The sequence below is a fragment of the Pseudomonas sp. DTU_2021_1001937_2_SI_NGA_ILE_001 genome (assembly GCF_032463525.1).
In the GTDB taxonomy this organism is placed as follows: Bacteria; Pseudomonadota; Gammaproteobacteria; order Pseudomonadales; family Pseudomonadaceae; genus Aquipseudomonas.
Genome location: NZ_CP135971.1, coordinates 4,972,769 through 4,991,569, shown reverse-complemented (window position 1 = coordinate 4,991,569; position 18,801 = coordinate 4,972,769). Strand labels below are relative to the sequence as shown.

Here is an 18,801-nt window from a genome sequence, read left to right as displayed (position 1 = left end):
CTCAGGGCTCCTGTGCCTTGCTCGCCGCACGGCGAAGGCGGAAGAACTCGCTGAGAATCGTGCCGCACTCCTCGGCCAGCACCCCGCCCTCGTACAGCACCCGGTGGTTGAGAAAACCCTGGGTGAAAAATTGCCCCTGGCTCTGTACCACACCGGCCTTGGGCTCCAGGGCGCCGTACACCACCCGGCCGATGCGTGAATGCACGATCAGCCCGGCGCACATGCTGCACGGCTCCAGGGTCACATACAGGGTGCTGCCTGGCAGCCGGTAGTTGCTCAGGGCCTGCGCCGCGTCGCGGATGGCGACCATCTCGGCATGCGCGCTGGGGTCATTGCCGCTGATCGGGCAGTTGTAGCCGCGCCCCACCACCTGGCCATCCACGACCAGCACCGCGCCCACCGGCACCTCACCCAAGGCCGCCCCCTGGGCCGCCAGCGCCAGGGCTTCGCGCATGAAATCCTGGTCGCGACTGCGGTCGATGATCATCGGCTGACGCATCAGGCCACCTCGATGGCGGCCATCAGGCCGGTTTCCATGTGGTCGATCACGTGGCAGTGGAACATCCAGGTGCCGGGGTTATCCGCCACCAGCGCGACCCAGGCGCGCTCGTTGCGGCCCAGCAGGAAGGTGTCGGTGAAGTACGGGATGATCTTGCGCCGGTCGGACTTCAGCACCTTGAAGCTCATGCCGTGCAGGTGAACCGGATGCTGGTACTGGGCCATGTTCTTCAGCTCGAAGATGTAGGTCTTGCCCAGCTTGAGCCGCGCGATGGGCCGGTCGGCGCAAGTCTTGTCGGTGATGTCCCAGGCCTGGCCGTTGATCTGCCACAGGCTCGGCGGCTTGCCGTTGTCGGTGCCGCTGGACACCGCGCCGGCCCACTCGAAGTTGAAGGTCAGGGTCTCGGCGTTGTCCAGATCCGGCTCCGCCAGCGGGTTGGCCGGCAAGGCCGGTGGCCAGTCACCGGGCGCCTGAGTGCTGGCCACCGAACGCAGCGTGCCCAGACGTACCGGGCCATTGCGCAACGACAGTTCCTCACCTTGCGGCGGTGCCTTCACCGCCAGGCACAGGCGCATGCCCGGACCCAGCCAGTATTCCTTGCCCAGCGGGCGCGGCTCTACCGGGTTGCCGTCGATGGCGTAGATGCGTGCGTCGGCATCCGGCAGGTTGATGCGATAGGTGACAGTGTTGTCGAGGTTGAGCAGGCGCACGCGGGTAATCTCGCCCGCCGGCAGGTCGATGACGGCCTGCGGCGTACCGTTGATAGTCGAAAGCCGCCCCGCAGTGCCTTCGCGAGCTGCTTCGCGCAGCACACTGAACTCGGTGAATGCACCGTTCTCGTCGATGTGCCAGTTCTTCAGGCTCAGGGTGCGCTCATGGGCGAAGCCGGTGGGCTCGCGCTCTTCGACGATGAGCGGCCCGACCAGCCCACGGCCCAGCTCTTCGCTGCTGCTCACGTGCGGGTGGTACCAGAAGCTGCCGGCATCCAGCACGCGGAACTTGTAGTCGAAATACTCGCCCGGCTTGACCGGCAACTGCGACACATAGGGCACGCCGTCCATCTCCAGCGGCACCCGAATGCCGTGCCAGTGAATGGTGGTTTCGACTGGCAAGTGGTTGATGAAGCGCAGGCGCAGCCACTCGCCCTGGCGCACACGCAGTTCAGTGCCCGGCGCCGAACCACCGAAGGCCCAAGCCGGCGTCTTGTGGCCAGGCACCAGCTCGACATCCAGCGGCGCGGCAATCAGCTCGAAGTCATGCCCCTCCCCCGGCCCGCGCTGGGCCAGCCAGTAACGCGAGGCACCGCCAGCGCCCAGGCCGACCACGGCCAGGCCGGCGATACCACCGAGGATTTGACGACGAGTAAAGGGCATGCACGAACACCTTGAAAACGACTGACAGCAGGCACCTGAGAGCAGATGCGAGGGGCGAATACGATACACGCGCATTTGCCGGAAGATAAGGGCGAGGCGGCGAACAGGCATGAAAAAGCCCCTGCATGGGCAGAGGCCTGGGGACGGAGGACGGTGTCGGCGCCGTGTCACTTCATCAACAGTGAGGACACCTTCTGGGAGTCGCTCTTGGTCAGCGTGCCGTTGGTCTGCAGCTTGTTCAGCGAGGCACTGGCGGACATCAGGCTCGCGGTCAGTGCGGCCATCTCGGCTTGCAGGGCACCCACACGGGTCTTCTTCAGCTCGGGGTCCATGTTCTGGTCCGCCATCATGGCCTGAATCTCCTGCTGTTTTTCCGCGATCTTCTGCTTCAGTTCGCGGATGGCCTTGAGCAGGTCCTTGGCGTTATCCGGCAGGCCGCTCTCGTCGATGTCCTTGTTGGGGTTGGCCTTGCGCTCTTCGGCGGCCTTCTGGATGCTCGCGCTGGACAGCGACACCTGCACACCTGCCGCAGGTGCAGGGCTGGCACTTTCGGCGGTCTGCTCACGGGAGTCGGTGGCGGCCTCGCTGACGCTGCGCTGCAGGTTGGCGCTATTGAGTTGTGCCGCAGTAGAAATCTGGGCAGTCAGGTTGATCATGGCAGGTCCGTCGCTGGGTAATTTGCCTGTATATCGGCCCTGCACCGGACACCTTTAGCCTCCGCCACCCTGACGAATCCTGGTCACTCTACATAACGCAGGCTGAGCCAGGTCCGGCCGATGATGGCCTGGACAAAGGTCCGCGCCATGTCGGCCCGCTCCGCGGGCGCCACGTTGTAGAGCGCGCAGAGGTCTTGCGCGATGGCGCTGGACAATGTCGGATCAGCCGGCTCACTGCGCAAAAAGCCCAGATAGGCCGCACCCACTCCCATCAGTTCATAGCCGTAGGCAGCGCCCAGGTGCCTGGCCACGGCAAAGTTCTGTGCGGGCCCCAGGTCGCACTCGAAATAGCCATTGGGAAAGGCCACCAAGGCTTCGCAGGCATCGGCCACAGGAACCGCCAGCAATGACGCCGGCTGGTCGATCAGCGCTACCGGGTCCTGCTGGAAGGCCAACCATTCTTGCAGAGCCTCTTCAGTGAGCATCAGGCCATGGTTGCAGGCCTCTGCAAACGAGGCACCCGCCACCTGATCCAGAAAGTTGCGCAGCGCGATGGGAAACTCGGCCTTGGTGTTCAGGTAGCCCGGATACTCGCCGTTTTCGAAGCACTCGGGCGGCAGGCCGGCCTGTTCCTCCGGCGTGGCCTTGCCCAGATCGAGGTCCAGCCGCGCATGGCCGGCGGTGTAGCGGGCCTGGGGCAAATCGTCCAGAGAAAGCAGTGGCTTGCAGTCCGGATGCTGCCCGCAGAGCTGTCGGCAGGCGGCGAGCAGGTCATCGAGGCTGGCGACGCCATCGAGACGATACTCATCGCACAGACCATTGGCCGGGTTGTGGTCCGAGTGATTACCGAGGAAGCGGATGTTCAAGACGCAGCGTCCTTGTGTCGAGATTGACGCGCATCATACAAGACGCCTGCGCGCCATCAGCCAGGCACTTGCACAATGCGCCCTCATTCAAAAGCCCCACTCGACAACGCAATGCCCAATGCTTCGCGCCTTGCTTCGATCTGTTGGTCCAGCGCACGCTTGCCGCTAGCCAGCCGCACGGCCTGCAACTCAGGCAACGGCTTATCGAGCAGTGCCAGAACATCCAGTGCCGGTGTTTTGTAGATACACAGCCTGGCCAGTGGCACATCGTCCAGGCCGTCGAGGGAGGCCAGCGACTTGAGATTGGGGTCTTGCAGGGAAGGCGACTGAATGCGCTGCGACATGACTAGGCCTTGTAAGAAGAACACGGGACACCGTATGCCCTAGCCGGGCTGAGCACAGCGGCGCGGCACGCTGTTGCGAACGCCCAGCAGGGCCAGCAGGATCACCCCCGCCAGGTACAGCTGCGCCGCGCCATCCAGGCCCAGCCGGGGCACCAGGGTGCTGACCGCCAGGGCCGGCAGGCAGAACGCCAGGTAACTGAGTACATAGAAGGCCGCCAGCAAGCCGGCACGCTGGGTCGGTTCGGCCAGCGGCAGTACGCTGCGGGTGGCACCCAGGAAGCCGCTGCCGAAGCCGATACCGGTGACCACCGTTCCCAGCGCGAAAAGTCCCAAGTGCCCACCGAGCACCGCCAGCCAGAGCAGCGCCGGACCGGCGACCAGGGTGCCCGCGCCCAGGCGCAGCAGGCGAGCAGCAGGCCAGAAGCGCAGCCCATGCAGGCAAGCAGCGCCGCTCAGGGTCAGGCCGGCGACGACACCACCACCGATCAGAACAGCATTCGCCCCGGTCGCCGCCTTGATCAGCCCCGGCATCAGCGAAAGGTAAAAGCCGCCCACCGCCCAGACTGCCAGTTCCAGCGGCAACACCCGCCACAGCACGGCCCGAGCCTGGGGTGGCACCGCCAGTTGCGGGCGTAGTGCCGCCAGCAACCCCGGCTGCCGGGGCAGCAGGTCAGGCAGGCGCAACAACAGCAGGCCCTGCAATACGAAGAGCAGCAGGAACAGCCGATAGACCAGTTGCAGCGGGGCTGGCGCGAACTCCACCAGCAAGCCGCAACCCAATGCACCGCCGGCCATCCCCAGCAGGGGCGCCAGGCTGTTCAACCACGGACCACGCTCGCGGTCCACATCGAGCAGCGCCGCGCCCAACGCACTGGTGGCAATGCCGGTCGCCAAGCCTTGCAACGTACGGGCGACCACCAGGTCTGCCAGGCCGTTGGCCTGATGGAACAGCAGCATGGACGCCACCTCCAGCGCCAAGGCACCGAGAATGACTGCCCGCCGCCCCAAGTGGTCGGACAGACGTCCCCCCACCAGCAGCGCGGCAAGCAAGGCGAAGGCATAGACCGCGAATACCCAGGTCAGCCAGAAAGTGGAGAAGCCCCAGGCCTGCTGATACGTGGCGTACAACGGCGTGGGTGCAGCGGAAGCCGCCAGGAAGGTGAACAGCAGCGCCCCGAGCAGGGACAGGCGCGCCACAGATGAGGAAATTGAGAAAGGCATGACCCACCATTAAAGCAAAAAATTAGCTTTAAAGCCTGAACGCTTTCTTTCGCTAAAGCAATGCTTTTGCGTTAAAGCGCAGGTATCCTGTGCGCCATGACTCAAAAGCAAGCCCGCCCCGGAGGCCGCAGCGCCCGTGTTCAGCAAGCCATCCACGACGCCGTGCTGGCCCTGCTGGAAGAGCAGCCACGCGAATCCCTCACCGTTCCCCTGATTGCCGCACGCGCCGGCGTCACGCCGTCCACCCTCTATCGCCGCTGGGGCAACCTGCCGAGCCTGCTCGCCGATGTCGACCTGTGCCGCCTGCGTCCGGACGAGCCGCCGGACGATACCGGCAGCCTGCGGGGTGACCTTGAGCGTTGGCTGGAACGCTACGTCGACGACCTGGCCTCGACCCCCGGCCAGGCCATGCTCCGGGATGCCCTGGCCGCCACCGACCCCGGCTGCGCGGTACGCTGCACCGAACCGACCCGGGAACGCCTGGAGTTGCTGCTCGAACGCGCCCACTCGCGTGGCGAAGCGGCGCCCAGCCTGGACGTGCTACTGGATGGCCTGGTGGCACCACTGATCTACCGGACCCTGTTCGGTGCCGAGCGCCCCGATGAACAGCTCTGCCAGCGTTTGTTGGCGCAGACGCTGGGGACCGATACCCGCTGACTTCTGCAGCGGCCCGCAAGGCGTTGGCAAATTTCAGGCAGCCCCGTTAAAGAGATCGCGACAGCGCATCGAGCCTTTCCACTCCTCTCCAGGCACCCAGCAATGCGGTGCGCAATTTTCTGCAGCGTCTTTACTTGCCGCAAGCACTGACGGAACGAAATCAAAGTGCCATTAGTCGTAAAGATTGCAGAAACCAGCGTATCGGCCGACACGATCCCATAGGAGCAATGTTCAAACCTTGCTCGGTCCAGGCGGGAAAGAACAATCCGTTCGGTTATTTATTCGGTTGTATTTTCAGAGCGTCGCCTGATGAAGAAAACACTACTCGGCATACGAGCGTTGATGTCTGCGCCCACAGCCAATCCTGGCCTGGTCAAGGCACAGTTCACGGCACTGGCTCGTCAGTTGCCGATGATGTATTTCATCCTGCTGATCAACACCCTGATGATGGCGGGCACCCATTTCGCGGTCGCGCCGCTTTGGCTGGTGCTGTATTGCCCGCTGATCATGACGGTGTTCGGCGTGATTCGTGCGGCCGACTGGATACGCACGCGCAAGCGGACGCTCAGCACGGCGCAGATGCTGACGGCGCTCAAACGCACCAACATGCTTGCGCCCTTTGTCGCCATTGGCTTCACCGCCTGGTCGCTGGCGCTGTTTCCCTATGGCGACAGCTATACCAAGTCGTATGTCGCCTTCTATATGGCGATTACCGTCATCGGCTGCATTTTCTGCATGATGCACCTGCTGCCATCGGCCCTGATCACCACCGCAGTGGTCAACACGGCGTTCGTGGTGTTCTTCGCGTCCACCAATATCATTACCTTCGTGGCCACGGCGATTGACGTCCTGCTGGTGTCCATCGCCATGCTGGTCATTCTCAAATCGCAGTACACCGACTTCACCCAGCTGGTGAACATGCAGGCGCAGACGGCAAAACTCAGCGAGGAAAACCTCCACCTGGCCAATCAGGACAGCCTGACCGGGCTGGCCAATCGGCGGCAGTTCTTTTCCCGCCTCGATACGCTGCTGGCCAGCGCAAGCGAACAGGAGGTTCGCTTGGCCGTGGGGCTGCTCGACCTGGATGGCTTCAAGCCGGTGAATGACCTGTATGGCCATAGCGTGGGTGACCGGCTGCTGTGCCAGGTTGGCCAGCGCCTGACCGGGCTGCTTGACGAAGATGTGCACCTGGCGCGGCTGGGAGGCGACGAGTTCAGCCTGATCATCACCCAGGCCATGAGCGACGACGAATTGCGGGCGTTTGGCGAGAAAATCTGCGCCAACATGCGCGAGCCGTTTCTACTGGTGGACATTCCTATTCAGATCAGTGCGTCGCTGGGCATCGCGACCTTCCCGGACCAGGCCTCCAGCGCCACGCAAGTGTATGAATACGCCGACTACGCCCTGTATCAGAGCAAGCGCCAGCGCCCCGGTACGGTGTGCCTGTTCAGTGCCGAGCATCGCCAGCAACTCAATCGTGACGGGCTGACCGAGCAGGCCCTGCGCCGAGCTGACCTGGAGAGCGAGTTTCACGTGGTGTTCCAGCCCATCGTGGACATTCACACCGAGCAAACCATCGCCTTCGAGGCACTGGCGCGCTGGCAAAGCCCGGAGCTGGGTAACGTACCGCCCGGTCAGTTCATCCCGATTGCCGAGCGCGTCGGCATGGTCAATCGCCTCACGCTGCCGTTGCTGAGCAAGGCGCTGGACACGGCCGCGAGCTGGCCGGCGGGCATGCGCCTGTCCTTCAACCTGTCCGCCCACGACCTGGGGTCGGAGGACGCTGCCCAGCAGGTCGTCGAGCTGATCAAGAGCAGTCGTTTCGATCCGGCCTGTCTCGACCTGGAAATCACCGAAACCGCAGTCATCCAGGACCTGCCACAGACCCAGCGAGCGATCAGTCGGTTTCGCGACCTGGGTTGCGGTATTTCCCTCGACGACTTCGGCACTGGCTATTCCAGCCTGAGCCAGATCCACGCGCTGTCGCTGACCAAACTCAAGGTGGACCGCACCTTCGTCACCCACATCGACCTCGACCCGGCCAGCTTCAAGATCGTCAAGTCGCTGATCGCCCTGTGCCAGGACATGCAGCTGGAATGCATCGTCGAAGGCGTGGAAACCGCCGCAGAACTCGGCGCCCTGAAAAACCTCGGCTGTACCCGAGCGCAGGGCTACCTGTTCTCCAAGCCCATGCGCGCCAGCGACATCAGCGCCTGGCTTGAAGCCGAGCAAATGGCTAAGGTGCAGGCGGTTTGATCCATCGATAGCGCAAGAAAGCCCGCAATTACGCGGGCTTCAGGGCATTTTTTGCTAGATCGTGCCGGGCAGTGCCGGACGCGGGATCATTCCCACTCGATGGTCGCTGGCGGCTTGCTCGACACGTCGTAGGTCACGCGGGAGATGCCGTCGATTTCGTTGATGATCCGGCCGCTGACGGTTTCCAGCAGTTCGTACGGCAAATGGGCCCAACGGGCGGTCATGAAGTCGATGGTTTCCACGGCGCGCAGGGCGACGACCCAGGCGTAGCGGCGGCCATCGCCGACCACGCCGACGGATTTGACCGGTTGGAACACCACGAAGGCCTGGCTGACCTTGTGGTACCAGTCGGCCTTGCGCAGTTCTTCGATGAAGATGTGGTCGGCACGACGCAGCAGGTCGGCGTATTCCTTCTTCACTTCACCCAGAATGCGCACGCCCAGGCCCGGGCCTGGGAATGGGTGACGGTAGACCATGTCGTAGGGCAGGCCCAGTTCCAGGCCGAGGCGGCGCACTTCGTCCTTGAACAGCTCACGCAGCGGCTCGACCAGCTTGAGGTTCATCTCTTCCGGCAGGCCACCGACGTTGTGGTGGGACTTGATCACGTGAGCCTTGCCGCTCTTGGCGCCGGCCGACTCGATCACGTCGGGGTAGATGGTGCCCTGGGCCAGGTATTTGATGTTGTGCAGCTTGCTGGACTCGGCATCGAACACGTCGATGAAGGTGCGGCCGATGATCTTGCGCTTCTTCTCCGGGTCACTTTCGCCAGCCAGGTTGGCAAGGAACTGCTCTTCGGCGTTGGCGCGGATCACCTTGACGCCCATGTTCTCGGCGAACATGGCCATTACCTGCTCACCTTCGTGCAGGCGCAGCAGGCCGTTGTCGACGAATACGCAGGTCAGCTGGTCACCAATGGCCTTGTGCAGCAGAGCGGCGACCACCGAAGAGTCGACACCGCCAGACAGGCCCAGCAGCACGTTGTCGGTGCCAACCTGGGCACGCACGTTGGCGATGGCGTCTTCGACGATGTTCGACGGGGTCCACAGGGCTTCGCAGCCGCAGATGTCGAGGACGAAGCGCGACAGGATGCGACCGCCCTGCTTGGTGTGGGTCACTTCCGGGTGGAACTGCACGCCGTAGTAGCCACGCGCATCGTCGGCCATGCCGGCGATCGGGCAGCTCGGGGTGCTGGCCAGGATGTGGAAACCGGCCGGAATCTCGGTGACCTTGTCGCCGTGGCTCATCCACACGTCCAGGCCCAGTACACCGTCGGCGTCCACGTGGTCTTCGATGCCGTCGAGCAGGCGTGCCTTGCCGACTACATCGACGCGAGCGTAGCCGAATTCACGCAGGTCGGAACCCTCGACACGGCCACCCAGTTGCTCGGCCATGGTCTGCATGCCGTAGCAGATACCCAGCAGCGGAACCTTGAGGTCGAATACCGCTTGCGGGGCCCGCGGGCTGTTGGCCTCGTGGACCGACTCCGGGCCACCGGCCAGGATGACGCCGTTGGGTGCGAACTCGCGAATCGCCGCGTCGTCCATGTCGAACGGATGCAGTTCGCAGTACACGCCGATTTCGCGCACGCGGCGGGCAATCAGCTGGGTGTACTGGGAACCGAAGTCGAGGATCAGGATACGCTGGGCGTGAATGTCGAGGGCCATGGCTCATTCTCGTCAAAAAACAGAAACGACACGGGGCTGCGAAAACAGCCCCGGCTACAAAACTCGTTGGGAGGCAGCCTGGCGAAGGCCAAGCTGCCGACCCGATCAACCAACGCGATAGTTCGGCGCTTCCTTGGTGATCTGCACGTCATGGACGTGGGATTCGGCCATGCCGGCACCGGTGATGCGGACGAACTCGGGCTTGGTGCGCATTTCTTCGATGTTGGCGCTGCCGGTGTAGCCCATGGAGGAACGCAGGCCACCCATCAGTTGATGGATGATCGCGGCCAGCGAGCCCTTGTAGGCGACGCGGCCTTCGATACCTTCAGGTACCAGCTTCTCGGCACCGGCCGAAGAGTCCTGGAAGTAGCGGTCCGAAGAGCCCTGGGCCTGGGACATCGCACCCAGCGAACCCATGCCACGGTAGGCCTTGTAGGAGCGGCCCTGGAACAGTTCGATTTCGCCCGGAGCTTCTTCGGTACCGGCGAACATCGAACCCATCATCACAGCGGAGGCACCGGCGACGATGGCCTTGGACAGGTCACCGGAGAAACGGATACCGCCGTCGGCGATCAGTGGCACGCCAGTGCCTTCCAGCGCTTCGGCAACGTTGGCGATGGCGCTGATCTGCGGAACGCCGACACCGGCGACGATACGGGTGGTGCAGATGGAGCCAGGGCCGATACCGACCTTGACCGCATCGGCGCCTGCCTCGACCAGGGCCTTGGCCGCTGCGCCGGTGGCGATGTTGCCGCCAATCACCTGAACCTGCGGGTAGTGCTCCTTGACCCAACGTACGCGGTCGATCACGCCCTTGGAGTGACCGTGGGCGGTGTCGACCACCACCACGTCGACGCCAGCGGCCACCAGCGCGGCAACGCGCTCACCGGTGTCCTTGCCGGTACCGACCGCGGCACCGACGCGCAGACGACCCTGGTCGTCCTTGCTGGCCAGCGGGTAGGCCTTGGCCTTTTCGATGTCCTTGACGGTCATCATGCCCTTGAGGCTGAACTTGTCGTCGACGATCAGGACCTTCTCGAGGCGGTGCTTGTGCAGCAGCTCACGCACTTCGTTCTTGTCGGCGCCCTCACGGACGGTGACCAGACGCTCTTTGGGGGTCATGACTTCTCGCACCGGAATGTCCAGGCGGCTTTCGAAACGCACGTCGCGGGAGGTGACGATACCGACCAGGTCGCCGTCGTGCAGCACGGGCACACCGGAGATGTTGTGCTGGCGGGTCAGGTCGAAGAGGTCACGCACGGTGGCGTCGGCCTCGATGGTGATCGGGTCCTTGACTACACCGGCTTCGAACTTCTTGACCTTGCGGACTTCAGCAGCCTGCTGGTCGATGGTCATGTTCTTGTGGATGATGCCGATACCGCCTTCCTGCGCCATGGCGATGGCCAGGCGGGCTTCGGTGACGGTGTCCATGGCTGCGGAGACCAGCGGAATGTTCAGCTCGATGCCGCGGGTCAAACGGGTTTTGAGACTGACTTCGTTGGGCAGGACCTCGGAATAACCGGGTACAAGGAGAATGTCGTCAAATGTTAAGGCTTCTTGACTGATACGCAGCATCGCGGGGGCTCCCGAGCGGGAAAATTGGAAGCGCGCCATTATACCCACACACACTGGCCGGCTCAATGCAAAAACTTGGCCCGTTTACAAAGCCGGTTACAAACCCAAACCACCCCGTTCAGTCCTGCCAACGCACCTTCACCCAGGTCACCGAACGGTCCAGCCGCGCGGCGAACTGGTCGAGAAAATCCTTCTTGAAGCCGGCAGCTAGCCAATCGTTGAAGATGAAACCCAGGTTGGAGAACCCGCATGGGTCAAGAAACAGGAAGCCGTTGATGTCATCTTCATGCCCGCACAGCGGGCAGGTGAAATTGTCGGTGTGGCCGGGCATCCAGTCTTCCAGGCTTTCGAACAGCGCCTCACCGATCTCCTGGCGGCACTCCGGGCAGCCGGCCTCTTCGGCAAAACCGTCGAGCGGCGTATAAATGCAGCGCCGGGTGACGATCTCCAGGCCATTGACCGGCTGGCCGAACGGCAGCACGTCGGGGTTCTCCACCACCTTGCGAGCGCCCGGCGCGATGGCATAGGCCATACGGTTGCCAGTACGCCCGCAGGTGCTCAGCTCGGGCTCCACCACATTGAGCTTGACCAGCCAGCGCAATGCCTGGCGCGCCTTGAGCTCGTGCAGCGGAAAACTGGAGATTTGCGGGACGATGATGCTCTGGCTGGGCATGGCGAGGGTCACAGGAAGATGGAACAGGGGCGGCAGCTTAATTCGCCGCCGCCACAGGTCAAGCCTCAGCCGCCGAAGTAACGCGCCAGCAGGGCGATGCCGCTGATCAGCACCAGCCAGGTAATCAGCCGCACGAAGGCTTCGCGGGACAGCTTCATGGTCAGCGAGCGGCCGACCCATGAGCCGAACAACATCGCTGGCAGCAAGCAGGCTGCCAGCACCAGCAAGGGGATCTGCGCATAGACCCCGGCGATGATGAACAACCCCAGGCGTACCACGGTGCTGCAACTGATCAGCGCCCCCTGGGTGGCGCGCACCTGCTCCTTGGCCTCCAGGCGACCATTGAGATAGATGGCATAGAGAAAGCCGCCACTGCCGAACAGCGCACCGAACAGCCCGCCCACGATGCCCATCGGCACCGCCCAGCCGGCCGACAGATTGGCTGGGCGCACCTTCACCGCCAGGCTGTACAACGCATAGGCGGTCACGAACAGCCCCATCAGCAACAGCAGCACATCGGACTTGAGGTTGAGCAGAAACAGCACACCCAGCGTGCAGCCCACCGCCATACAGGGCAGCAGGCGCAGCAGCTCGCCCTTGACCACCGACTGCCGAGCCGGCAGCAGATTACCCAGCGCAGCAAGAAAATCGAGCATGACCAGCAAGGGGATGATGCGCGACAACGACATGAAGTGAATCAGCACCGGCCCGGCCACCAGGGCAGTACCGAAGCCAGCGATGCCGAAAACGATATAGGCGGCCAGTACCGCCAGTTCGATGCACAACCAGTCCAGCGGGCTGAACCCCAGCTGGGAAAACCACTCGATAACTTGCTCGATGCCCACTCCACGCTCCTTGTGCCGCTTGTCATTGTTTTTCCATATAACGCCAGCGTCTGGAAAAGCGCCAGCACCAGGCCGTATTTCCCTTTATGATGGCCGCCATGATCAAAGACCCTTTCGCAAGACTCGGCCTGGACCGGGAAGTCCTCACTGTCAGCCAGCTCAACGGCCGCGCCCGGGTGCTGCTCGAAGACGTATTCACCGGCATCTGGGTCGAGGGCGAGATTTCCAACCTGTCGCGCCCGGCGTCCGGGCATGTCTACTTCACCCTCAAGGACAGCAACGCCCAGGTGCGCTGCGCGCTGTTCCGCCAGAACGCCGCGCGAGTACGCCAGGCGCTCAAGGATGGCCTGCAGGTCAAGGTCCGCGGCAAGGTCTCTCTCTACGAAGGCCGTGGCGACTACCAATTGATCCTCGATGCTGTCGAGCCCGCTGGCGATGGCGTGCTGCGCCAAGCCTTCGAAGCCCTCAAGGCCCAACTGGGCGAAGAAGGCCTGTTCAGCACCGAACGCAAGCAGCCCCTGCCCCAGCACCCACGCCGCATCGGCATCGTCACCTCGCCCACCGGCGCGGTGATCCGCGACATCATCAGTGTGTTCCGCCGTCGCGCCCCGCAGGTCGAGCTGATCCTGATCCCTACCGCCGTGCAAGGCCGCGAGGCGGTCGGGCAGATCGTCCGCGCCCTGCAACTGGCCGACCGCGCCGGCTTCGACGCGCTGATCCTGGCCCGTGGCGGAGGCTCGCTGGAAGACCTCTGGTGCTTCAACGAAGAGCCCGTAGCCCGTGCCATCGCCGCCTGCGTTACACCGATCGTCAGCGCAGTGGGGCATGAAACCGACGTTTCCATCAGCGACTTCGTCGCCGACGTGCGTGCCCCTACCCCGTCGGCGGCCGCCGAGCTGCTGGCCCCCGACACCAGCGACCTGCACCGCCGGGTCGAGAACCTGCAACGTCGCCTGCACAGCCGCATGCGCGAGAAACTGGCCCGTGAGCAATTGCGCCTCGACGGGCTGTCGCGGCGCCTGCGCCACCCCGGCGAGCGGTTGCGTCAACAGGCGCAACGCCTGGATGACTTGGATATGCGCCTGCGCCGCGCTTTCGAGCAAGGCATGCGCAAGCAGCAGCTACAGGTCGCTCACCTGCAGAGTCGCCTGGCCGCCCAGCATCCGGGACGCACCCTGGCCTTCCTGCGCCAGCGCCTGGATGCCCTGGCCGAGCGCCTGCCGCGAGCGATGCGCGAGCAGATCAAGGCCCGCCGCCTGCAATTGCACAGCCAGATGCAGACCCTGCATGTGGTCAGCCCCTTGGCGACCTTGGGCCGAGGCTACAGCATCCTTCTCGACGAACGGGGCCAGGCGATCCGCCAGGCCGCGCAGACCCACAACGGCCAGCGCCTCACTGCCCGCTTGGGCGAAGGCGAGCTGCAAGTGCGGGTGGAAGACAACCACCTGACGCCCGTAACCCTTTCCCTTCTGGACTGACCCGCCGATGCTTCGTCTTATCGCACCGTTGTTCGCCCTGCTGCTCTGCCTGCCAGCACAGGCCGAGAGCTACATTTCGCGCATGCTCAACAAGCCGGTACCCGGTGGCGTGGCGGTCATCGACCTGGGCAATGCCGCACAGCCGCCCAAGGCCACCTACCAGGGCAAGCCGGTGTTGGTGGTGCGCGAACAGGACGGCGGCTGGCTGGCCATCGTCGGCATTCCATTGAGCGTCAAGCCCGGCACCCAGCAGGTCGTGAGTGGTGGCCGCAGCCTGAACTTCACAGTGGGCAGCAAGAAATACAAGGAACAGCGCATCACCCTGAAGAACCAGAGCCAGGTCACCCCGGACACCGAGCAGACCAAGCGCTACGAGCGGGAATTGGCCGAGCAGTTGCGTGCCTATCGCAGCTTCAGCCCTGGCACGCCGAGCAACCTGATCCTAGACAAGCCGGTGAATGGCCCGCTGTCGAGTCGCTTCGGTGTGCGCCGCTTCTTCAACGGTGAAGAACGCAACCCGCACTCGGGCCTGGACTTCGCCGTGCCAGCCGGCACGCCGATCAAGTCACCGGCTGCCGGCAAGGTGATCCTCACCGGTGACTACTTCTTCAATGGCCAGACCGTGTTCGTCGACCACGGCCAGGGTTTCATCAGCATGTTCTGCCACCTGTCGAAGATCGACGTGAAGGTCGGCGATGCGGTGCCACGCGGCGGCGTGGTGGGCAAGGTCGGCGCCACCGGCCGCGCCACCGGCCCGCACATGCACTGGAACGTCAGCCTCAACGATGCACGAGTGGACCCGGCGATTTTCATCGGCGCGTTCGAACCCTGATCTCGCGAGGCGGTTGGCAAGACACCAGGTTGCGGGAGCTAGGAAGGTCCCGCAATTAATCACTTTAAAGATGGATTTTTAAGCCATTAAAAATCACCAAAAACGTCAAGCAGAAGATTTCTATCAATTTTCTGCAACTGCTTGCCAACATTTACCCCAATGGTTACGGTTGGCCCCATGAAAACCTCTCAAACCCTCATTCTGCTGCGTCAGCACGCCTGCCTGGATCTGGTGAGCGCACGACTGCCAGGCCTTACCGTCTGACCTCGCCCCTGCCTCATCCGCATTCGTATTGCCTGGCCGCCCTCTATCGGCCGCTATAGCACAAGCACAAAGGATTAGCCCGATGACCATGCTCAAAGACCCTTCGAAGAAGTACCGTGCGTTTCCGACCATCAACCTGCCGGACCGCACCTGGCCTTCGAAGTCCATTACCCAGGCGCCAATCTGGTGCAGCTCCGACCTGCGCGACGGCAACCAGTCGCTGATCGAGCCAATGGACTCGGCCAAGAAGCTGCGCTTCTGGAAGACCCTGGTCAGCGTAGGCGTCAAGGAAATCGAAGCCGCCTTCCCAGCCGCCTCGCAGACCGACTTCGACTTCGTCCGCACCCTGATCGAAGACAACCATGTGCCCGAGGACACCACCATCCAGGTGCTGACCCAGGCCCGTGAAGACCTCATCGCCCGTACCTTCGAATCGCTGCGCGGCGCCAAGAAAGCCATCGTCCACCTGTACAACGCCACCAGCCCGTCGTTCCGCCGCATTGTCTTCAACCAGGACAAGCAAGGCGTGAAGGACATCGCGGTCAATGCCGCCAAGCTGTTCGTCAAGTACGCAGCCCAGCAGCCTGAAACCCAGTGGACCTTCCAGTATTCGCCAGAGACCTTCAGCGCCACCGAGCTGGAGTTCGCCAAGGAAGTCTGTGACGCGGTCATCGAGGTGTGGAACCCGACTCCGGAACACAAGATCATTCTCAACCTGCCGGCCACTGTCGAAGTCTCGACACCGAACGTCTACGCCGACCAGATCGAGTGGTTCTGCCGTCACGTCAACCGTCGTGACAGCGTGCTGATCAGCCTGCACACCCACAATGACCGTGGCACCGGCGTAGCCGCCACCGAGCTGGGCCTGATGGCCGGCGCCGACCGTGTCGAAGGCTGCCTGTTCGGCAACGGCGAGCGCACCGGCAACGTCGACCTGGTAACCCTGGGCCTGAACCTCTATACCCAGGGTGTCGACCCTGAGCTGGACTTCTCCGACATCGACGGCATCCGCAAGGTGGTCGAAGAGTGCAACCAGATCCCGGTACACCCACGCCACCCTTACGTCGGCGACCTGGTGCACACCGCCTTCTCCGGCTCGCACCAGGATGCGATCCGCAAGGGCTTCTCCCAGCAGAAGGACGATGCGCTCTGGGAAGTGCCTTACCTGCCGATCGACCCGGCCGATATCGGCCGCAGCTACGAGGCGGTGATCCGCGTCAACAGCCAGTCCGGCAAGGGCGGCATCACTTACCTGCTGGAACAGGAATACGGTATTTCCCTGCCGCGCCGCATGCAGATCGAGTTCAGCCAGGTGGTGCAGGGTGAAACCGACCGCCTGGGCCTGGAAATGACCGCGCAGCAGATCTACGCCCTGTTCAAGCGCGAGTACCTGCAGGCCAATAAACCGTACGCCCTGGTCAGCCACCGCCTGCAGGAAGAGAACAACACCAGTGCCGTAGATGCCGAGGTCAACGTCAACGACGAAACCCACCATTGGAAAGGCAAGGGTAATGGTGCACTGGAAGCGCTGGTCTCCAGCCTGCCAGTGCGGGTCGAGATCATGGACTACAACGAGCACGCCATCGGTGCTGGCACGACCGCCAAGGCGGCGGCCTACATCGAACTGCGCGTCAACGGCGAACGCGCCGTGCATGGCGTGGGTATCGACGAAAACATCACCACCGCCAGCTTCAAGGCCCTGTTCAGCGCACTGAACCGCTCGTTGAGCCAGTCGCCGACCACCTCCGCTGCAGCCTGACCCTCGGCAAATTTCGCCTCAAAATGCACCTTATTGGTGCTTGAGGCGAAGTTCCTTCTTGTTTTTGCCCCACCGTTGTGCAAGTTGCATTTCTCGCATACCCCCCGCACATTCGGCATAAGGCACGCCCAAATCACCGTGATAGCATTGCGGCCTTAAACGTTTCAGGCATAAGCCGCTTGACCTGCTCGGGTCATCTCATCTGGCTGTTAACGTGCCTCTAGTGCGTTGAATCACAAGTTGGCTGCACAATCCTGATGTGCCTTTGACCACCATGCTGCATGGCCACGCCTGACAGCCAAGATCACTGGCCATTTTTTGCACGAACTTGTGAGTCACCACACTAGGCTGTAATCCTTATTTATCACGACGACCATCGCATTGATTTTCGAACGAGAATCCTGCACGGAGCGACTCACCGTGCATTGAGAAAACCGTCGGCCTCGCTGCTGCCAGGCTGACCCTGCCCTACATGGAGCGACTATGCCCAAGGCTTCCCATCAAGGCCTGCGCCGCAGCTTTCGTGCGCTGACCTCTTCCAGTTCCTGCTACCGCACCGCCTCGGTATTCGACCCCATGTCCGCCCGCATCGCGGCCGACCTCGGCTTCGAAGTCGGTATCCTCGGCGGCTCGGTCGCCTCGCTGCAGGTGCTGGCAGCTCCGGACTTCGCGCTGATCACCCTCACCGAGTTCGTCGAGCAGGCCACCCGTATTGGCCGCGTCGCCGAGCTGCCCTTCATTGCCGACGCCGACCATGGCTACGGCAACGCGCTGAACGTGATGCGCACCGTGATCGAGCTGGAGCGCGCCGGCGTGGCGGCCCTGACCATCGAAGATACCCTGCTGCCAGCGCAATTCGGCCGCAAATCCACCGACCTGATCTCGGTAGCGGAAGGCGTGGGCAAGATGCGCGCCGCGCTGGAAGCCCGTGTAGACCCTGAACTGTCGATCTTCGCCCGCACCAATGCGGGCATCCTGCCGGTGGCCGAGGCCAACGATCGCATGAAGCAGTACCAGGCCACCGGTGTTGACGGCATCACCGTGGTCGGCGTACGTGATTTCGAGCATCTGGCGCAGATTTCCGAAGGCATCACCGTGCCGATGATGCTGGTCACCTACGGCAACCCAGAGCTGCTGGACAATAAGCGCCTGGCGGAAATGGGCGTACGCATCTGCGTGGACGGTCACGCGGCCTACTTCGCGGCGATCAAGGCAACCTACGACAGCCTGCGTGCACAGCGCCAGATCACCTGCAAGACCAGCGAAATGAGCGCCACCGAGCTGACCCACACCTACACGCAGCCGGAAGACTACGTGCAGTGGGCGAAGAAGTTCATGAACGTGAACGAGTAAGCGCCGGGCATTAAAAAACCTCCGTCTCTGGCGAGAACGGAGGTTTTTTTGTGCCCTCGATAATCTCAGGCGGTGGTGTTCACACTGCCTTGGGCCTGCAACTGCATCAGCGAACCCTGCAAGCTGACCAGCTGCGCGCTGGTGGTGGCGATCTGTGCCTGGATGGTCGCCACCTGAGCGGCCTTCTCCACTTCAGAGCCTTTGCTCTTCTGTGCAGCTGCCAGCTGTTGCTGCAGTTGCTGCAGTTGCTTCTGGGCCACCTTGATCTGCTTCTCGAGCTGGTCGATCAACTGCTCGGTAGACGACTTGGCACCAGAGGCGCCTCCACCGGCAGCAGTCCCCGTAAGCTTGCTGGTGTCGGCGGTCGCCGTGGCATCCTTGCTGCCGGCTGCGGCGTCTTGCGCCTCGGACGTCGTCGCGTTGCGAGCGGTCAATGACAGAGCGCTGTTATAGCTGGTCAACGAGCTGGTATTGATGGTGGTCATG

General features: G+C 63.0%; 17 protein-coding genes. 6 read left to right on the top strand and 11 right to left on the bottom strand.

The genetic code is table 11. The features are described 5' to 3' along the window. Nucleotide 1: 1 nt before the first annotated feature. From tadA to RRX38_RS21810, 6 genes are all read right to left on the bottom strand, one after another. Complete coding sequence (gene tadA, locus RRX38_RS21835) at nt 2-499, bottom strand: tRNA adenosine(34) deaminase TadA (RefSeq protein WP_295471050.1); 498 nt, start codon at nt 497-499, stop codon at nt 2-4. Then, nucleotides 499-1,872: a multicopper oxidase family protein gene (locus RRX38_RS21830; protein ID WP_315960633.1), complete on the bottom strand. Its 1,374-nt coding sequence runs from the start codon at nt 1,870-1,872 to the stop codon at nt 499-501. The genes tadA and RRX38_RS21830 overlap by 1 nt, the downstream gene beginning before the upstream one ends. A gap of 167 nt (nt 1,873-2,039) precedes the next feature. Next, a complete protein-coding gene (locus RRX38_RS21825) occupies nt 2,040-2,528 on the bottom strand; it encodes a hypothetical protein (protein ID WP_315960632.1) in 489 nt (162 codons plus the stop codon). A gap of 83 nt (nt 2,529-2,611) precedes the next feature. Continuing rightward, nucleotides 2,612-3,394, bottom strand: a complete 783-nt coding sequence (locus RRX38_RS21820; RefSeq protein WP_315960631.1) for a hypothetical protein — start codon at nt 3,392-3,394, stop codon at nt 2,612-2,614. Between the two features lie 83 nt (nt 3,395-3,477). Continuing rightward, complete coding sequence (locus RRX38_RS21815) at nt 3,478-3,738, bottom strand: hypothetical protein (RefSeq protein WP_315960630.1); 261 nt, start codon at nt 3,736-3,738, stop codon at nt 3,478-3,480. Between the two features lie 39 nt (nt 3,739-3,777). Then, nucleotides 3,778-4,959, bottom strand: coding sequence for an MFS transporter (locus RRX38_RS21810; RefSeq protein WP_315960629.1), 1,182 nt, complete (start codon nt 4,957-4,959; stop codon nt 3,778-3,780). A gap of 96 nt (nt 4,960-5,055) precedes the next feature. Here RRX38_RS21810 and RRX38_RS21805 point away from each other — a divergent pair, with 96 nt between their 5' ends. Continuing rightward, nucleotides 5,056-5,616 carry a TetR/AcrR family transcriptional regulator gene (locus tag RRX38_RS21805; protein ID WP_315960628.1) on the top strand — a complete coding sequence of 187 codons (561 nt, stop codon included), beginning with the start codon at nt 5,056-5,058 and terminating at the stop codon, nt 5,614-5,616. Nucleotides 5,617-5,925: 309 nt separating this feature from the next. Further along, nucleotides 5,926-7,872, top strand: a complete 1,947-nt coding sequence (locus RRX38_RS21800; protein ID WP_315960627.1) for a putative bifunctional diguanylate cyclase/phosphodiesterase — start codon at nt 5,926-5,928, stop codon at nt 7,870-7,872. 86 nt (nt 7,873-7,958) lie between these two features. Here RRX38_RS21800 and guaA read toward each other — a convergent pair whose 3' ends face one another. The 4 genes from guaA to RRX38_RS21780 all read right to left on the bottom strand — a co-directional run bounded on the left by guaA (nt 7,959) and on the right by RRX38_RS21780 (nt 12,629). Continuing rightward, nucleotides 7,959-9,536 (bottom strand): glutamine-hydrolyzing GMP synthase, encoded by a 1,578-nt coding sequence (gene guaA, locus RRX38_RS21795; protein WP_295471057.1) that lies wholly within the window; start codon nt 9,534-9,536, stop codon nt 7,959-7,961. Nucleotides 9,537-9,641: 105 nt separating this feature from the next. After that, on the bottom strand, nt 9,642-11,111 hold the full coding sequence (gene guaB, locus RRX38_RS21790; protein WP_295471058.1) for an IMP dehydrogenase: 1,470 nt from the start codon (nt 11,109-11,111) through the stop codon (nt 9,642-9,644). 118 nt (nt 11,112-11,229) lie between these two features. Next, complete coding sequence (locus RRX38_RS21785; protein ID WP_295471059.1) at nt 11,230-11,784, bottom strand: sugar ABC transporter ATPase; 555 nt, start codon at nt 11,782-11,784, stop codon at nt 11,230-11,232. Between the two features lie 65 nt (nt 11,785-11,849). After that, nucleotides 11,850-12,629, bottom strand: coding sequence for a sulfite exporter TauE/SafE family protein (locus RRX38_RS21780; protein WP_315960626.1), 780 nt, complete (start codon nt 12,627-12,629; stop codon nt 11,850-11,852). Nucleotides 12,630-12,727: 98 nt separating this feature from the next. Between RRX38_RS21780 and xseA the strand changes: the two genes are divergently transcribed. The 4 genes from xseA (at nt 12,728) to RRX38_RS21760 (ending at nt 18,315) form a co-directional block, all read left to right on the top strand. Beyond that, a complete protein-coding gene (gene xseA / locus RRX38_RS21775) occupies nt 12,728-14,107 on the top strand; it encodes an exodeoxyribonuclease VII large subunit (RefSeq protein ID WP_315960625.1) in 1,380 nt (459 codons plus the stop codon). A 7-nt stretch (nt 14,108-14,114) separates the two neighbouring features. After that, complete coding sequence (locus RRX38_RS21770; protein WP_315960624.1) at nt 14,115-14,939, top strand: peptidoglycan DD-metalloendopeptidase family protein; 825 nt, start codon at nt 14,115-14,117, stop codon at nt 14,937-14,939. Nucleotides 14,940-15,285: 346 nt separating this feature from the next. Beyond that, nucleotides 15,286-16,962 carry a 2-isopropylmalate synthase gene (gene leuA / locus RRX38_RS21765; RefSeq protein ID WP_295471064.1) on the top strand — a complete coding sequence of 559 codons (1,677 nt, stop codon included), beginning with the start codon at nt 15,286-15,288 and terminating at the stop codon, nt 16,960-16,962. A gap of 483 nt (nt 16,963-17,445) precedes the next feature. After that, on the top strand, nt 17,446-18,315 hold the full coding sequence (locus RRX38_RS21760) for an oxaloacetate decarboxylase (protein WP_295471065.1): 870 nt from the start codon (nt 17,446-17,448) through the stop codon (nt 18,313-18,315). 65 nt (nt 18,316-18,380) lie between these two features. Here the strand turns inward: RRX38_RS21760 and RRX38_RS21755 are convergent, their stop codons facing one another. Further along, nucleotides 18,381-18,800 carry a hypothetical protein gene (locus RRX38_RS21755; protein WP_315960623.1) on the bottom strand — a complete coding sequence of 140 codons (420 nt, stop codon included), beginning with the start codon at nt 18,798-18,800 and terminating at the stop codon, nt 18,381-18,383. Nucleotide 18,801: the final 1 nt, after the last annotated feature.

What these genes read in the sequence shown, in the direction of transcription:
- guaA (WP_295471057.1), bottom strand. Translation starts at nt 9,536, where the DNA reads ATGGCCCTCGACATTCACGCCCAGCGTATCCTGATCCTCGACTTCGGT.
- tadA (WP_295471050.1), bottom strand. Translation starts at nt 499, where the DNA reads ATGCGTCAGCCGATGATCATCGACCGCAGTCGCGACCAGGATTTCATG.
- RRX38_RS21800 (WP_315960627.1), top strand. Translation starts at nt 5,926, where the DNA reads ATGAAGAAAACACTACTCGGCATACGAGCGTTGATGTCTGCGCCCACA.
- xseA (WP_315960625.1), top strand. Translation starts at nt 12,728, where the DNA reads ATGATCAAAGACCCTTTCGCAAGACTCGGCCTGGACCGGGAAGTCCTC.
- leuA (WP_295471064.1), top strand. Translation starts at nt 15,286, where the DNA reads ATGACCATGCTCAAAGACCCTTCGAAGAAGTACCGTGCGTTTCCGACC.
- RRX38_RS21755 (WP_315960623.1), bottom strand. Translation starts at nt 18,800, where the DNA reads ATGACCACCATCAATACCAGCTCGTTGACCAGCTATAACAGCGCTCTG.
- RRX38_RS21760 (WP_295471065.1), top strand. Translation starts at nt 17,446, where the DNA reads ATGCCCAAGGCTTCCCATCAAGGCCTGCGCCGCAGCTTTCGTGCGCTG.
- RRX38_RS21825 (WP_315960632.1), bottom strand. Translation starts at nt 2,528, where the DNA reads ATGATCAACCTGACTGCCCAGATTTCTACTGCGGCACAACTCAATAGC.
- RRX38_RS21815 (WP_315960630.1), bottom strand. Translation starts at nt 3,738, where the DNA reads ATGTCGCAGCGCATTCAGTCGCCTTCCCTGCAAGACCCCAATCTCAAG.
- RRX38_RS21770 (WP_315960624.1), top strand. Translation starts at nt 14,115, where the DNA reads ATGCTTCGTCTTATCGCACCGTTGTTCGCCCTGCTGCTCTGCCTGCCA.
- RRX38_RS21830 (WP_315960633.1), bottom strand. Translation starts at nt 1,872, where the DNA reads ATGCCCTTTACTCGTCGTCAAATCCTCGGTGGTATCGCCGGCCTGGCC.
- RRX38_RS21785 (WP_295471059.1), bottom strand. Translation starts at nt 11,784, where the DNA reads ATGCCCAGCCAGAGCATCATCGTCCCGCAAATCTCCAGTTTTCCGCTG.
- RRX38_RS21810 (WP_315960629.1), bottom strand. Translation starts at nt 4,959, where the DNA reads ATGCCTTTCTCAATTTCCTCATCTGTGGCGCGCCTGTCCCTGCTCGGG.
- RRX38_RS21805 (WP_315960628.1), top strand. Translation starts at nt 5,056, where the DNA reads ATGACTCAAAAGCAAGCCCGCCCCGGAGGCCGCAGCGCCCGTGTTCAG.
- guaB (WP_295471058.1), bottom strand. Translation starts at nt 11,111, where the DNA reads ATGCTGCGTATCAGTCAAGAAGCCTTAACATTTGACGACATTCTCCTT.